14 protein-coding genes are annotated in these 13967 nt (G+C 48.1%); 7 read left to right on the top strand and 7 right to left on the bottom strand.

The features are described 5' to 3' along the window. Positions 1–41: 41 nt before the first annotated feature. From flgH to flgF, 4 genes are read right to left on the bottom strand one after another with little or no spacing between them, the layout of a single operon-like run. Positions 42–800 (bottom strand): flagellar basal body L-ring protein FlgH, encoded by a 759-nt coding sequence (gene flgH / locus NBZ79_RS11680; protein WP_251932607.1) that lies wholly within the window; start codon positions 798–800, stop codon positions 42–44. A 22-nt stretch (positions 801–822) separates the two neighbouring features. Then, a complete protein-coding gene (gene flgA, locus NBZ79_RS11675) occupies positions 823–1779 on the bottom strand; it encodes a flagellar basal body P-ring formation chaperone FlgA (RefSeq protein ID WP_251932606.1) in 957 nt (318 codons plus the stop codon). Positions 1780–1805: 26 nt separating this feature from the next. Continuing rightward, on the bottom strand, positions 1806–2594 hold the full coding sequence (gene flgG, locus NBZ79_RS11670) for a flagellar basal-body rod protein FlgG (protein WP_251932605.1): 789 nt from the start codon (positions 2592–2594) through the stop codon (positions 1806–1808). A 15-nt stretch (positions 2595–2609) separates the two neighbouring features. Further along, positions 2610–3332, bottom strand: coding sequence for a flagellar basal-body rod protein FlgF (flgF, locus tag NBZ79_RS11665; RefSeq protein ID WP_251932604.1), 723 nt, complete (start codon positions 3330–3332; stop codon positions 2610–2612). A 286-nt stretch (positions 3333–3618) separates the two neighbouring features. Here flgF and NBZ79_RS11660 point away from each other — a divergent pair, with 286 nt between their 5' ends. From NBZ79_RS11660 to NBZ79_RS11630, 7 genes are all read left to right on the top strand, one after another. After that, positions 3619–4182, top strand: coding sequence for a flagellar basal body-associated FliL family protein (locus NBZ79_RS11660; RefSeq protein WP_251932603.1), 564 nt, complete (start codon positions 3619–3621; stop codon positions 4180–4182). Positions 4183–4190: 8 nt separating this feature from the next. Beyond that, positions 4191–5381, top strand: coding sequence for a flagellar motor switch protein FliM (gene fliM, locus NBZ79_RS11655; protein ID WP_251932602.1), 1191 nt, complete (start codon positions 4191–4193; stop codon positions 5379–5381). Between the two features lie 4 nt (positions 5382–5385). Next, positions 5386–5868 (top strand): DUF6468 domain-containing protein, encoded by a 483-nt coding sequence (locus tag NBZ79_RS11650; protein ID WP_251932601.1) that lies wholly within the window; start codon positions 5386–5388, stop codon positions 5866–5868. 14 nt (positions 5869–5882) lie between these two features. Continuing rightward, positions 5883–6566 carry a MotE family protein gene (locus tag NBZ79_RS11645; protein ID WP_251932600.1) on the top strand — a complete coding sequence of 228 codons (684 nt, stop codon included), beginning with the start codon at positions 5883–5885 and terminating at the stop codon, positions 6564–6566. Between the two features lie 134 nt (positions 6567–6700). After that, a complete protein-coding gene (locus NBZ79_RS11640; protein WP_251932599.1) occupies positions 6701–7423 on the top strand; it encodes a hypothetical protein in 723 nt (240 codons plus the stop codon). Continuing rightward, positions 7420–8142, top strand: a complete 723-nt coding sequence (locus NBZ79_RS11635) for an OmpA/MotB family protein (RefSeq protein ID WP_251932598.1) — start codon at positions 7420–7422, stop codon at positions 8140–8142. Before NBZ79_RS11640 ends, NBZ79_RS11635 begins: the two co-directional genes overlap by 4 nt. Position 8143: 1 nt before the next feature. After that, positions 8144–11413, top strand: coding sequence for a hypothetical protein (locus NBZ79_RS11630; protein WP_251932597.1), 3270 nt, complete (start codon positions 8144–8146; stop codon positions 11411–11413). Here the strand turns inward: NBZ79_RS11630 and NBZ79_RS11625 are convergent. From NBZ79_RS11625 to NBZ79_RS11615, 3 genes are read right to left on the bottom strand one after another with little or no spacing between them, the layout of a single operon-like run. Beyond that, positions 11410–12396: a threonine ammonia-lyase gene (locus NBZ79_RS11625; RefSeq protein WP_251932596.1), complete on the bottom strand. Its 987-nt coding sequence runs from the start codon at positions 12394–12396 to the stop codon at positions 11410–11412. The genes NBZ79_RS11630 and NBZ79_RS11625 overlap by 4 nt on opposite strands. Next, complete coding sequence (locus tag NBZ79_RS11620) at positions 12380–13240, bottom strand: alpha/beta fold hydrolase (protein ID WP_251932595.1); 861 nt, start codon at positions 13238–13240, stop codon at positions 12380–12382. The genes NBZ79_RS11625 and NBZ79_RS11620 overlap by 17 nt, the downstream gene beginning before the upstream one ends. A 25-nt stretch (positions 13241–13265) precedes the next feature. Continuing rightward, positions 13266–13952: a haloacid dehalogenase type II gene (locus NBZ79_RS11615; protein ID WP_251932594.1), complete on the bottom strand. Its 687-nt coding sequence runs from the start codon at positions 13950–13952 to the stop codon at positions 13266–13268. Positions 13953–13967 lie beyond the last annotated feature (15 nt).

Below are 13967 nucleotides of genomic sequence, written 5' to 3'. Positions count from 1 at the left end.
CCGGCCCATTCCTGGACCGGCTTTTTCTTTAGTTTCTTACCCTACCAAGGGAAGATAATGTCGAACAGTTGCTGTCCGTAGCGACCTTGCTGGACATCCGTCAGATGGCCACGGCCACCATAAGCGATGCGCGCTTCGGCAATTTTCGCTGATTGAATTGTATTCGCGGAGGTAATGTCTTCCGGCCGGACAACACCGGTCACAGATAAATCACGGCTTTCAAAATTTACACGCACTTCCTGCCGGCCAATAATAACCAGATTTCCATTTGGCAGGATCTGCGTAACGATGGCGGCAATTTCCATATTGATGGTTTCTTTCCGATCAACCGTTCCAGATCCACTGACTGAACTGTCGCTGCCCAAATCAATCAGACCATCAGAAGTTGTTCCTTCCGGCAATACCTTGGTCAATTGTGATTCAAGCCCAAAAAACCCGGTAAAACCGGCCTCTTCATTGGAGACGCGCGATGTATCTGTTGAATTATTGAGAGAAGCATCGTCATCGATTTCGACGAGGACGGTAACAATGTCACCGACTTGGCTGGCCCGCTGATCCTTGAAGAAAGCTTTCGAACCGGGGCGCCATAAGGAGTTTGCCTGCTGGATGACGGGCTGCGGGCGCGGCATCGGCATGGAGACGGGCTGATATCCCTTTTCCGCAACAGGATTAACAATTTCCGTCAATGGCGGCTCACTTCCAACATTGGCAAGACGTTCAAAGAAGTTACAGCCGGCAAGAACCGTTGCGAGCAGAAGAACAAGTGAAACGCGGGTTGTGATATCGATAATATGGGTCATTTTCTGATCCTTGAATATTCTGCTAGCGTAAAGAAGCGAGTTGGTCAGGATTGCTGATAATCCTGACTTTTTGCGAAGTGACCACCTCGGCCTGAATGATTTTCCGGCTGTTGATGTTTTCGACACGGATGACATCACCTGTGCCGCCAGCTTCCATTGTCCGCCCTGAAATAGAGAGGAACATACCGCCACTCTGTAATATTACGGCAACCAGTTTCCCTTTTTCAACTGTAACCGGATCTCCGAGGTTGTTCAGGCTAACGGCCATACCGGAACGGATTGAGCGGCGAGGGCTCTTGCCGATCAGTAGCGCCGCATCTGTAACAACGTTCCGACCAACTTTTGACGAACGCTCGGCTTTGAATTCGATATCATCTTCTAGAATTTCGCGGCCGCTGGGCGTAAACCGTTTTAAAACCGGGATCATAACCTGCTTATGTACCTTACCACCAAGTTTAAACCGGTAGCCATTTTGATCATGTGCCGGAGCCAGCAGCTCGGCTGTGAATTGACCACTTCGTTTGTTGAAGTAAAGATTTTCAACTGAAACAGAAGGATCCTGCTCCGTGCCGACCTTGATATTTGTATGCTGAGAGGATAAGGCCATCTCGAAAAGCTCTGCACCCAATTCATACTCGATCGCATTTCGAATTTCGTCTGAAATGTTTTCGTGGGGGATGGTGATGCCCAGGCGGCGAACCTTAATTCTGCGAACCGGTGTTGCCGGGCGCCAGGTAAATCCATGCGACCGGACAAAATTTGCTACGGACTTCGCTTTGAAAACTTTCGATTTTCCGGGAGCGGGTGCCGGCGCCACGGTTTGGTCCGCCTTTTCACCTGTGCCATCGAATAAGTCACCAAATGTTATGGTGTCGCCTTCCACAGTGATTTGCGGGCGTAAGGTGATATCCGCGCCTTGTGCGGCTATCGGCGCAATAAGTGCGAATATTAAAGTTATCGTTGTAATGAAATATTTCATATCAGCCTCTTCTATTCTAGAAAGGATTAGCCACCGAGCCGGTTCGTTACGGACATCATTTCATCCGCAGCGGTGATTGTTTTGGAGTTCATTTCATAAGCACGCTGGGCGCTGATCAATGAGGTGATTTCCTGTACGGCATTCACGTTGGACATTTCCAGGTAGCCCTGGCGCAACGTACCAAAACCAGTAGATCCTGCGACGCCGATCGTCGGTGCACCGGAAGCGGTACTTTCTTTATACAAGCTGTCCCCCAAGGGTTGCAGGCCGCCTTCGTTGAAGAATATGGCGAGATCCAGCTGCCCAACCGTTTGCAGGTTCGTCTGGCCGTCGATTTGGACCTCAACTTCTCCACTGGCATTGATTGTGACACTCACGGCGTCCTGTGGGATAGTGACACTTGGGATCACTGAAAAGCCGTCCTGTGTGACCAGTTCGCCGTCAGGACTTAGCTGGAAGGAGCCAGCCCGGCTGTAAGCTTCGTCGCCGCTGGGCAAAAGAACCCGGAAATAGCCTTCACCCTGAATGGCGATATCATATGTATTTCCGGTCGCTTCCAGACCACCTTGGTCCGTTATCCGGTAAACCGACGCTGTTTTCACGCCAACACCGATTTGGATACCGGCCGGAACGATTGTGCCTGCATCCGAGGATGCCGCGCCTGCGCGTTCCATATCCTGATAAAGCAGATCCTGAAACTCAGCGCGTTGGCGCTTAAAGCCAGTGGTTGTCATGTTGGCGATGTTGTTTGAGATAACATCAACATTAAGCTGCTGAGCCAACATCCCCGTGGCGGCAATTCCGAGTGCACGCATTATTCTATTCCTTCTTTATTGTACTGTTGGCATTTCTTGGATGGCTTGCATTTGCATGTCATGCTCGGAGTCAATCAGCTTCTGTGCGGATTGATAGGCGCGCATGATGTCAATCATTGCCGTCATCTCAAGAATGGGTTGAACGTTGGATTTTTCCAGCATCTTGTGCATGGCTTTTGCATCAGTGGCGGGCTCCGGATCAGCGCCTTCAGCATCATACAGGCCATCTCCGACTTGTTTGAGTATCTGCGGGTTGGCAAATCGAACCAGTTCTATTTTTTGGGTTTGGCCTTCGCCGGTTGTCACTGTTCCATCCGGTGCAAAGGAAACATCCTGAAACTGCAGGCTGACTGTAATACTGCGCCCTGTCTCATCGAGAAGCCGCTCACCATTGATTGTGACGATATTTCCGTCAGGATCGAGCCGGAAACTTCCATTTCTTGTAAACCGAACACCCTGGTCGCTTTCAATGGTGAAGTAGCCTTCGCCGGCGATGGCAACATCAAGAGGCCGCCCAGTATGGGTCATCTCGCCTTCACGCAAGTCGCGATAGCTGCCGTAATCCTGGACATAAGACATGTCCGGCTTGTCAAAATTGTCGACTAGAAACTCTTCAAACAGCGGATGTTCGCTTTTGAACGCCGTTGTATTCACATTGGCGAGATTGTTGGCGGTAATATCTAACTGCCGTTTCAGCGCCATTTGCTGTGATAAACCTATAAAAACTGCATTTTCCATTTTTCTGCCCTTCTGGCACAAATTGAACTGCCCATATATGTGCAGATCCCGTGCCAGAAAAAATATCGTTTAAAAACAATGGGTTATTTATCCGTGAGGTGCCTGATATGGCCGAAAAGAGGGCTTTTTCCGGTATTGGGCGGCAAATTTTTCCCATTTCAGGAAGGAATTCCGACCAGCTGCAATGCCTATTCAAAAAAAAATCTGCTTATTTAAAGAGATAGGAGGGTTGTCAACTTCTTGTTAACCAAGTTCTCCTAATCTGTTTCATAGGAAATGGAACGATATGACCGTCGGAAGGGTGAGGCGTTCAATGGTAGATGAAGCAGAAGATAGCGAGCTCGATGCGGATCTTGAAGAAGATGGTGATGAGTCAGCTCCGAAGAAGAAAAAGAAATTAAGCGGGAAAGTTCTGGTCTTGTTTATTCTCTTGCCGATCCTGGTAATTGGGGGTGGTGCAGGGGGCGCGTATTTCGCCGGCCTGTTTGACAGCCCCGGCCCGACGGAAGAAGAAATAGCCGCCGCAGCTGCGGAAAAGAACAAGCAGGTCGTTTTTTATGATTTACCCGAAATGCTGGTCAATCTGAATACTGGTACCGCAGCGAACAGTTTCTTGAAACTTGGTGTTTCTCTCGAGCTTGAAGATGAAACTGCGGTCGCGGATCTTGAACTGCTCATCCCGCGCGTTATGGATAATTTCCAAGTTTATCTGAGAGAGCTCCGCAAAGAAGATTTAAGCGGATCTGCCGGAGTTTACAGATTGAAAGAAGAACTTTTGATGCGGATCAATGCGTCAGTGGGGCCCATCAAGGTCAATGACGTTTTATTCAAAGAAATGCTAGTGCAATAGGAAGCCTGATGTCTGATCAAGACGACGAAATGGATATGGCCGCCGCGATGGAAGCCGATGGTGACGGCGAAATGGACATGGCCGCTGCAATGGAAGCCGAAGACGACGGCGAAATGGACATGGCCGCCGCGATGGAAGCCGGTGGTGACGATGAAATGGATATGGCTGCGGCCATGGATCCTGATGCAGAGGCATCGGAATCTGGCGGGGCAAGCATAGCAGAAGCCTCCAGCAGCCAGTCAACACGTGTCCTTAACCAGGATGAGATCGATAGTCTCCTCGGCTTCGACATGGATAATGACGGAAGCGGTGAGAATTCGGGCATTAAGGCGATTATTAATTCCGCTTTAGTCAATTACGAACGCCTGCCCATGCTGGAGGTTGTCTTTGACCGTCTGGTTCGGATGATGACCACATCGCTTCGCAATTTCACCTCTGATAATGTGGAAGTCAGTCTCGATACGATCACATCCATTCGTTTCGGTGATTACCTCAACTCTATTCCACTGCCGGCAATTTTGAGTGTTTTTCGGGCCGATGAATGGGACAATTATGGTCTCATCATGGTGGAAAGCTCTCTCATTTACTCAATTGTCGACGTTTTGCTTGGCGGTCGTCGTGGTACGGCCGCAATGCGGATCGAAGGACGCCCTTACACAACCATTGAACGCAACCTGGTTGAAAGAATGGTGTCCGTTGTCCTGAGTGATATGTCGGCGGCGTTTGAGCCGCTCAGCCCGGTTAATTTCATGCATGAGCGCATCGAAACTAACCCCAGGTTCGCAACAATTGCGCGCCCTGCGAACGCGGCAATTCTGATCAAGCTACGGATCGATATGGAAGACCGCGGTGGACGTATAGAATTATTGTTACCTTACGCGACTTTAGAGCCAGTTCGTGAACTGTTGCTGCAAATGTTCATGGGGGAGAAATTTGGTCGCGACAGCATTTGGGAAAACCATCTGGCGACTGAGCTTTGGTCAACAGACGTGGACATACAAGCGGTGCTGGATCAAAAAGAGATGTCGTTGAACGAAGTTTTGGCGATGGATGTGGGAGATACAATCATGTTCAATGCGTCACCGGATAGCCCAACAACCTTAAAATGTGGCGGTATTTCAATGGCTTCCGGGAAAATGGGCCGATCCGGACATAATATCGCTGTTCGTGTCGATAAATCTCTTCGGGTAATGGGATAAATCAATGCTGGAATTTATTTCGCTGGATTTTCTGCTGGATGTTTTTTTAGTCGGTTTGCTGATGGCAACGATCGGATACTGTGCTGTATTGAACAAACGCCTGACGACCATGCGAGATGCCCAGGACGATTTGCGGCAGCTTTCAATCGAGTTCGATAAAACCATCGTAAAATCTAAGCTAGGTGTCGAACAACTTAAGACAGTGGCTGAAAATGCGAACAAGGAAATTCAGGCTGAGATACATCAGGCAAAAGAACTGATTGAGGAACTTCAGCTTATAAATGCCTCAAGTACGCGCATAGCGGACCGTTTACAGCAAAATGTTGAAACGGCGTCTTCGCCGCAGGTTTCCGGTAGTTACGACAATGATCCGGCCGGTCTCTACGCTGAGAATGATGAGCTTGAGGCACCGGAGCCGGAAAAGCCGAAGAAATTTCGTACCGAAGCGGAAAAAGAACTTTTTGAAATGCTGACAAAAGCGACATAGGGCAACTCACAGATATGATTAAAAATATTCGCATTCTCCCGGTGATGGTCTTCGCGCTTGTCCTGATATTTGGATTAAAGCTGAGTACTGTTTGGACAGACGCTCAAGTATTTCTTGTGAAAAATGCGGTTGCTGAGGAGAAGACCGAGGCTGCACCGGAACCCGAAGCCATTGACGACAGCAATGCGGCGCCGAAGGATACGCAAGAGCCCGAAGCGGTTGTGGCCGAAGCCAAACCTGTTATGCCGGCACCTCAAGCGCAAGAGACACAGTTTTCGGACAGTGAAATTGAAGTCCTTGAACGTCTGGTAGAGCGGCGATCGGAATTGGATCGTCGTAACCAGGAACTCGATATGCGCGACAATCTATTGAAGGCTACAGAAGCTCGCATTGATGATAAAATCAATAAACTCAAAGATATGGAAGCAACTCTTAATAAGTTGCTCCAGCTTCATGACGATCAAGCAAAGACCCAACTGGAGAGTCTGGTCAAAATTTATGAGAAAATGAAGCCTAAAGATGCCGCCCGCATTTTCAATAGTCTGGAAATGGAGATCCTCATCAATGTTGCGAGCCGGATAAAAGAAGCCAAAATGGCGACAATACTGGCTGCAATGAATAGCCAGCGGGCCAATAAGCTGACTGTGGAACTAGCGACACGACGCCAATTGCCGGGTGTTTCCGGCAAGAAAAGCTGACGATATTCACGCCGCAAGAAAAATCCTTTGTATTTCAAAAATTTACGGCTGATTAACCATTAGTCGGTAAAATTTGCCCAGTAGTGATTGAGAACCAATTTTCTTAATTGGAGACGGGTGAGAGATTTATAAACGTGTCGGCTTTCGAACAAAATAGTGAACAGGAACTGGGCAGTTATGTGCCGCCTCAGAATGAGCCGTCCTCCAGAGGCAGCACAGGTGGTACGGCCGTGATCTTCGTTTCACTTTACCTATTGCTTCTGGCCTTCTTCATTTTTTTGCATTCGATCTCCGTTCCGAAAGAGGAGCGGATCCGCTCCGTCCTTGGAAGCGTCAACATCGCCTTTAAGGGACTGTCAAAAGACATACCGGCGGATAAACAGAAAACCCTGTCTGGTGAAGAGCAAGGCACACAGCAATTTCACGCAAAGTTGCGTAATGTCTTCGAAACAGCGGTTCCGCTGGTTGAATCAAGAGTAACAGACGGCGGTACGCGGCTCCAATTCAGTGTTCCCCTTGGGAAATTGTTTAAAAGTGGAGGTCTTGAGCTTCGTGATCTAAAAGATAAATTTCTGACAGATGTAGCATCGGCTCTTATAAGTCGAAACCTGAATGTTGCGACAGATGTTGAAATTCTGATCGGCGTTGGACCTAGCTTGCCGTCAAGTACTGACAGCGCCAATGGCCTTGCGAGCAATCGCGTCGATATACTCGCTCAACATTTTCGGTCCCAAGGTGTTCCGTCCCGAAATATCTCGATTGGTTTGGAAGAGGGGGACGCCGGCCTTGTGCATTTCAGCTTTTTCCTGCGCCCCACACTGACTTATCAGTTCTGGCCGGACGAGGAACTGCAATGACACCATTTTTTACCGATAAAATGGAAACCAATAAGCCCAGCACAATCTGGATGACGTCCCTCGCGGACCTGTTGGCGTTGCTCCTGGCGTTTTTTGTTCTGATGTTTTCCATGAGTGAGATCAAGGTTGATCGCTGGCAAACTGTGACGGAAACTCTCGGAAATAAAATCAGTGATGACAATGATCTTGTAACAAAAACCGGTGCGGCCGAGAAAAATATGGCCATGATCCGGGAGCCTAAGGCAATTGACCTGGCATATCTTGAGCATGTTTTGAATGGCAAGAAACAACAAAGCCCGCTTCTCGCCAGTATCGAGATCTTTAAGGCCGAAGAGAAACTTGTTGTGTCACTTGCTGGATCAGAGTTTTTTCAGCCGGGAACAGAAATAGAATCCGAAAACATGATCGAAGTGGTTTACTTGCTTGGCAATACACTTCGCCATATTGCAAATCGTGTTGAAGTGTATGGACATACGGACCCGGATCCAATTACGTCGCCGACGGCAAAATACAAATCCAATTGGGCACTGTCTGTAGCGCGGGCGCTTTCCGTAGCGAATGCCCTTAAAAATTCCGGATATGGCTACTCCATTCGGGCGTTTGGAATGGCAGATTCACGATTCAACGAACTTTCACAGATTACCGATAAGGATCAGAAATACTCCCTCGCAAGGCGTGTGGATATTGTGATTCAAGAAGCAGCAGGTCAAGGACGTTAAGATGGCACGCGTATTTTTCAAGTATCTTACTATTACTTTTCTGTCACTGGGTCTGCTTGCAACCTTGCCTATGGCGTCGGTTGCCGCGGAAGGAGCATTTGTTCAATTACGCGCAGGAGAGCATAAGGATTTCACACGTCTTGTATTTGACTGGCCTCAGAAACCTGCCAATTACAAGACAAATCTAACGGGAAACATCCTTACCATCAGTTTTGATGCCGCTGCATCTGTCGATACTGCAAAAATCAATAAGAGGCCGCCTGATCTGGTTGTTTCTGTCGCCGCAAAATCTGTGTCAGGAGCAACAGATATTACCGTCACCCTGGCGCCCGGGATGGGTGTAAACAGTTTTCTGAATGAAAACAGTGTTGTATTTGATATTCGATCGAGCAAACGGGCGACCACCAATGAGCCAAAAAAAGTTTCGACAAAACCGAATTCAGAGCAGGGCAAGGTCGACAGAGAAAAGACAGTTCCGGTAGCGAATGATGGAAAAAAAGCGCGGAATGCCAAACCTCTTGAGAAAACAGCCAGTGCGGTCGTCTTGCCGAAAGAAGATATTTCGCAGACCGTTGAGCCAATCAAAAAAGAAATCCCCGCAGGGACGAAATCTCTTCCAATTAGGGAGGCACCCGTTGTCGCTCAAGCAACGGAAATAATGCCGGTCACCGAACCGAAACAGAAAATGACAATCAATACGGACAGTGTAGAGGCCCCCGACCTTGAACAAATCGCTCCAGCATCCGGGTCGGCAATAGCAGCTATCGGCCCGGTCATCGTGATTGATGAATTGCCGCCGCCTGCAAAAGCAAAAATTGATACAGTGCCACCGCATAGAACCAAGGTGGCTAGCAAGCCAATTGAAGCCCCGAAGACGGATGAAACACTCGCATTGGAAATTGCCAACCTTAAAGATGGGTTTCGCTTGATCTTCCCCTGGAAGTCGCCAGTGGCAATGTCGATGTTTGAATCGGAAGGTGAGTACTGGGTTATCTTCGATCGATATGCGAGAGCTGATTTTGGTAATTTGAATGGGCCCTATAAATTCCTGGTTTCGAAATCGGAACAGCAGACACATCGTGAGGCCACGTTACTCAGGTTTTCCTTTCGGGATGGATATTCACCTAAAATCAGTAAAGTGAATGATGACTGGCATGTGGATTTTCAACTAGGGGCAACATTGGCCATCGAAAATCCAATGGAAATACAGACACAAAAGGCTTCTTTGTCAGGGCCGCGTTTGTTCATTCCAGCTGTGACGAATGGCAAGACCATTGAATTTGAAGACACCGAAACGGGAATTCACTGGGCCGCAATTCCGCTCAATACCTCGGGTTGGGCTATGGCGTCCTTACGGGAATTTGAACATGTGACCCTTCCACAAACAATACAGGGTGCAGCAATTAAACGAATTAATGAAAATGTTGAGATAGCACGAGAAGAAAACGGCGTTTCTGTTGCCGTGAAACCTGCCCAGCAACTTGCGCATTCCGCTGAAATGAAAAAACAGGCTGAAAAAACCCGCAAACTTACAAAGCCAACTCCGATATTTCAAACCGCGCAAACTGTTAAGTTACAAGAATGGCGGCAAGTATCACCGTTGCAGTTCACATTGCGTAAACAAGAATTACAAAAACAGATTGTGACGGCTCCTAAAAACGAAAAATTGAACGCCTTGATGGCTTTAGCAAAATATTATGTTGGACATTCTTTTTTCTCGGATGCACGAGGGGTGCTATCCCGGATCAAGGCAGAATTCCCCAAAATGGAGAAAGACCAGGATTTCCGATTGCTTGTGGGCTTATCGGATCTTGGCTTGAATCATTTGAAAGAGGCGGAAGCAAATCTGTATCACGCTGATTTTGATGGTGATGTGGAAATTGCTCCGTGGCGAGGTGCGCTTTCCGCAGCTCAAGGTAATTGGCAGGGGGCAATCGAAAGCCTGAACTACGGATCTGGTGCATTTGGCATCTATGAACCCGTCCATCAGGATCAATTTAACCTGCTTTGGGCTCGCGCCGCCCTTGAAGATTTTGACGTCAATTTAGCGAAAAAGGCCTTGTCTCGCGTTAAAAAACCAACCTTATTAAAACATCAGGCCGAGAAAGCCTTGCTTGAAGGTGTTATGGCTTTTCAACTCAGCGATTTACCGGCTGCAACAATGCATTTTACCAAAGCCATTGATTTGGGATACCGGCCGGTCGCAGAACGGTCTAGATTTGAAAAAGTGAACAATGATCTTGTCGGCAATAAAATATCGCCTGAAGAGGCCATTGCCGCACTTGAAAAACTTGATTTCGGGTGGCGGGGAGATGACCTGGAAATCAATATTCAAAAAAGACTGGGTGATTTATACGTGGCCACCGGGAGCATTGGTGATGGTCTGGATACCTATAAGCGTATAGTGCATTATTTCCCGAAATCTCCATATTCCCGCGATTTGGGTCGGAAGATGAACGACATTTTCGCTGAGCTTTTCCTGGAAGGCGGTGCCGATAAATTGTCCCCTATCAAGGCGCTTGCGATTTACTATCAATATCGCGAGCTTACGCCGGTGGGGAAAAAAGGTGATGATATGATCCGTATCCTCGCGGATCGACTGGCGCGGGTGGACTTACTGGAGCAGTCTGCCCAATTACTGGAGCATCAGGTTAATTTCCGCCTTAAAGGCCTCGACAAAGCCAACGCAGGAACCAAGCTCGCGGTTATTCATTTATGGAACAAGAAACCGGCTAACAGCCTCAAGGTATTGTATAAAACCCGATGGCGCCAGTTGTCTCCGAAAGCACATAAAGAGCGGCTTTATATTGAAGCAAGAGCACAGGCGGATCTTCAAAACTACCCTGTTGCACTGGATTTAATTTCCAGGGATAACAGTGAAGAAGCGGATATGCTTCGTGCTGATATTTACTGGAAGTCAAAAAACTGGGCTGCTGTTATTCCGGCACTTGAAAAACTGATCCTGCGTAAAATTGATGCGGCTGACCCTGAAAAACAAAAATTGGATCGACAGCGGATTATGCAATTGGCTGTTGCCCGTAGCTTGCATGAAGATACTTCCGGTATAAAAACGATGCGGACAAAGTATCGCAGCCGCATGGAGGGAACATCTGATTCACCTGCATTTGATTTGATTACGGAGCAGACCGATCCTTCCGCGTCAGAATTTCGGGAGCGGGCAACGATCATAGCGAAAGTAAGCCAGTTAGAGTCCTTTATGTCCGGTTATCGGAAAAAGCTGGAAAACGGGGAATTCTGGGCCACTTATTAGCCGGCCAGTATTTCTCGATAGAGGTCCGGGTCAATGTTCCCACCGGATGCAACTGCAACAACAGTCTTTCCGCTGATATCGATTTTACCTGTCAGAAGGGCTGCAAACGCAACGGCGCCGCCCGGCTCAATCACACATTTGAAATGATGAAATGCTTCCCGGATAGCCGATCTAACCTCGTCGTCTGTGACCATCAATCCGCCGGATAACGTTTCTTTGTTGACAGGAAAAGTTATTTCACCAGGCATCGGTGTGACGATGGCATCGCAAATACTTTTCTTCCCACCGGTATTGGCAACCCGGGTGCCGCACTCCAATGAGACTTTAGTGTCATCAAAATACTCCGGCTCCGCCGAATATACTTTGGTTGACGGGCTTAACTCTTTGAGAGCGAGGGACGTTCCCGCAATTAAGCCCCCACCACCAGCGGGACAAACACAAATATCTGCAGTAACGTCCTGTTCAGCAAGCTGTTCAGCGATTTCAATGCCGGTTGTTCCTTGCCCGGAAATCACGAAATGATTGTCGTAGGGTTTCACCAAAGTCAGCCCATTTTCATCCGCAATTTTACTGCCGATTTCTTCACGGGATTCAGAATAGCGATCATAAGTAATGACCTCCGCACCATAGCCCCTTGTATTGTCCATTTTTATCTGGGGTGTATCTTCGGGCATCAAGATTGTTGCTTGGATGCCCAGCATCTGGGCAGACAAGGCAATACCTTGTGCATGATTACCGCTTGAATAGGCGAAAACCCCGCCTTTTTGTTGCGCTGAAGACAATCGGCGCAACGTGTTATAGGCACCTCTGAACTTGAACGACCCGGTATGCTGCATGGTTTCGCATTTCAGGAAAAGCCGGGCACCGATTTCCGTGTTAAGTGCGTGGGATTCAAGAAGGGGTGTTTTACGGACAATACCTTCGAGGGTTTGAGCTGCCTCCAGGATCGATTGATATGTAGGGGCTTTATCGAATTCCAGCAATGAATTGATCCATTTCTTTCAAAAGAGGAGGTTCGTCCAAAAGTGGGACATGGCCGCGATTTTCGAGGGTGATAGCCTGCATTTCAGGATTTTCTATCTGCATTTTCCTGAAAACCTCTTGGCTCAAAACATCTGATCTGGCACCGCGAATGGCAAGGGTAGGGATGCCCTTTAATTCCGCGAAAAACGGCCAAAGATCAACAGGGTCGGCATTGTCAAACTGTTTGGCCAAAGCCGGGCCCAGGTTCATATCGTAGTTGAAACGGAAATTGCCGGCCGCCTTGTCAAATACAAAGGTCTTCTTTGACTGAGAGATCCATTCCGCGTCAGACAAATCAGGGTAGGCGTTCAAATATTGCACCCTCTGGGCTTTCGATGCGACTTCAATACTGTCATACCTGATATCCTTGCCGACATATTCCAGTATGCGGTTCCCGCCCGAGGTATCGATCTCTGGGCCGACATCATTGAGGATTGCACCGGCGATAAGATGCTTGGCGAAGCCTGCCATACCCATGGTAAGAAGCCCGCCAAGAGATGTTCCGACAAATACTGCTTTTTGGATATTCTTTGACGTCAGGAAATTATAAATATCCCCTGCATAAACTTGCGGATTATAATTTTCAAAGTTGGCGTCATAGTCCGACTTTCCGCGACCCCGGTAATCAAGGGTATAAACTTTCCTGTTACCACAATATCGCTCGGCAAAATCATGAAAGTCGGCTGAATTTCTGGTCAGTCCAGAAAGACAAAGAAGAGGAGGATGATCTTCAATCGTTCCGTATTCCCGGTAGTAAAGGTTAAGACCATCCGTCGACTGATAGAAATGTTCTGCAAAGGGCATAATAAGACATTTACCTGGAAATTTGTTAAGCACCAACGATTGGCGGAAGTGCACTCAAATCGGTGATCTGTGCATCTGGCGTCCCAGGTAGGCGCTCATCAGCCTGACCAAACCTGTTGCACCAAATGACGTTAAAGCCAAATGCCTTTGCAGCATATGCATCCCAGGCATTTGAGGATTGGAACGAAATTTCAGACGGGGAGACCCCAAGGCGATCCACTGCCATTTGATAGACAGAGGGATCCGGTTTGTAGATGCCAACGTCCTCGATGGAGTAGGAACCGTCCAGAAGTGCGCCAATATTGGCATTTTCCACCGCCGCGTCGAGCATCTTTTGTGTACCATTGGAAAGAATAGCGGTTTTGATATTGGCTGCCTTCAAGGCTTCCAGCATGGACTTTACTTCCGGGTAAGCGGACAGCTTTAGATACAACTGCATCAAGCGATCCCGCAAAGCAGCATCGTCTATATTCGAGGTGGCCAACGCAAAATCAAGGGCATCGCCGGTAACCTGCCAAAAATCCGCATGACGTTTTTGCAGGCTGCGAAGCCAAGTATATTGTAACTGCTTCATTCGCCAGTTGTTGGCAATCTCTTCCCATTTGTCGCCTAGGGCGGCTTGCTCTTCGCGGGCAGCGGCATTTACATCGAACATTGTACCGTAGGCATCAAAGACGCAGGCTTTAATATTGTCTAGTTTCAAGGTTGTCATATTTTGCACTCAATT

The organism is Sneathiella marina (assembly GCF_023746535.1).
Lineage (GTDB): Bacteria > Pseudomonadota > Alphaproteobacteria > Sneathiellales > Sneathiellaceae > Sneathiella > Sneathiella marina.
This window is presented reverse-complemented; position numbering and strand designations above follow the sequence as displayed.

Excerpts from the sequence above, each read along its gene's own strand:
- flgH (WP_251932607.1), bottom strand. The coding sequence starts at position 800 with ATGACCCATATTATCGATATCACAACCCGCGTTTCACTTGTTCTTCTG.
- flgA (WP_251932606.1), bottom strand. The coding sequence starts at position 1,779 with ATGAAATATTTCATTACAACGATAACTTTAATATTCGCACTTATTGCG.
- flgG (WP_251932605.1), bottom strand. The coding sequence starts at position 2,594 with ATGCGTGCACTCGGAATTGCCGCCACGGGGATGTTGGCTCAGCAGCTT.
- flgF (WP_251932604.1), bottom strand. The coding sequence starts at position 3,332 with ATGGAAAATGCAGTTTTTATAGGTTTATCACAGCAAATGGCGCTGAAA.
- NBZ79_RS11660 (WP_251932603.1), top strand. The coding sequence starts at position 3,619 with ATGACCGTCGGAAGGGTGAGGCGTTCAATGGTAGATGAAGCAGAAGAT.
- fliM (WP_251932602.1), top strand. The coding sequence starts at position 4,191 with ATGTCTGATCAAGACGACGAAATGGATATGGCCGCCGCGATGGAAGCC.
- NBZ79_RS11650 (WP_251932601.1), top strand. The coding sequence starts at position 5,386 with ATGCTGGAATTTATTTCGCTGGATTTTCTGCTGGATGTTTTTTTAGTC.
- NBZ79_RS11645 (WP_251932600.1), top strand. The coding sequence starts at position 5,883 with ATGATTAAAAATATTCGCATTCTCCCGGTGATGGTCTTCGCGCTTGTC.
- NBZ79_RS11635 (WP_251932598.1), top strand. The coding sequence starts at position 7,420 with ATGACACCATTTTTTACCGATAAAATGGAAACCAATAAGCCCAGCACA.
- NBZ79_RS11630 (WP_251932597.1), top strand. The coding sequence starts at position 8,144 with ATGGCACGCGTATTTTTCAAGTATCTTACTATTACTTTTCTGTCACTG.
- NBZ79_RS11620 (WP_251932595.1), bottom strand. The coding sequence starts at position 13,240 with ATGCCCTTTGCAGAACATTTCTATCAGTCGACGGATGGTCTTAACCTT.
- NBZ79_RS11615 (WP_251932594.1), bottom strand. The coding sequence starts at position 13,952 with ATGACAACCTTGAAACTAGACAATATTAAAGCCTGCGTCTTTGATGCC.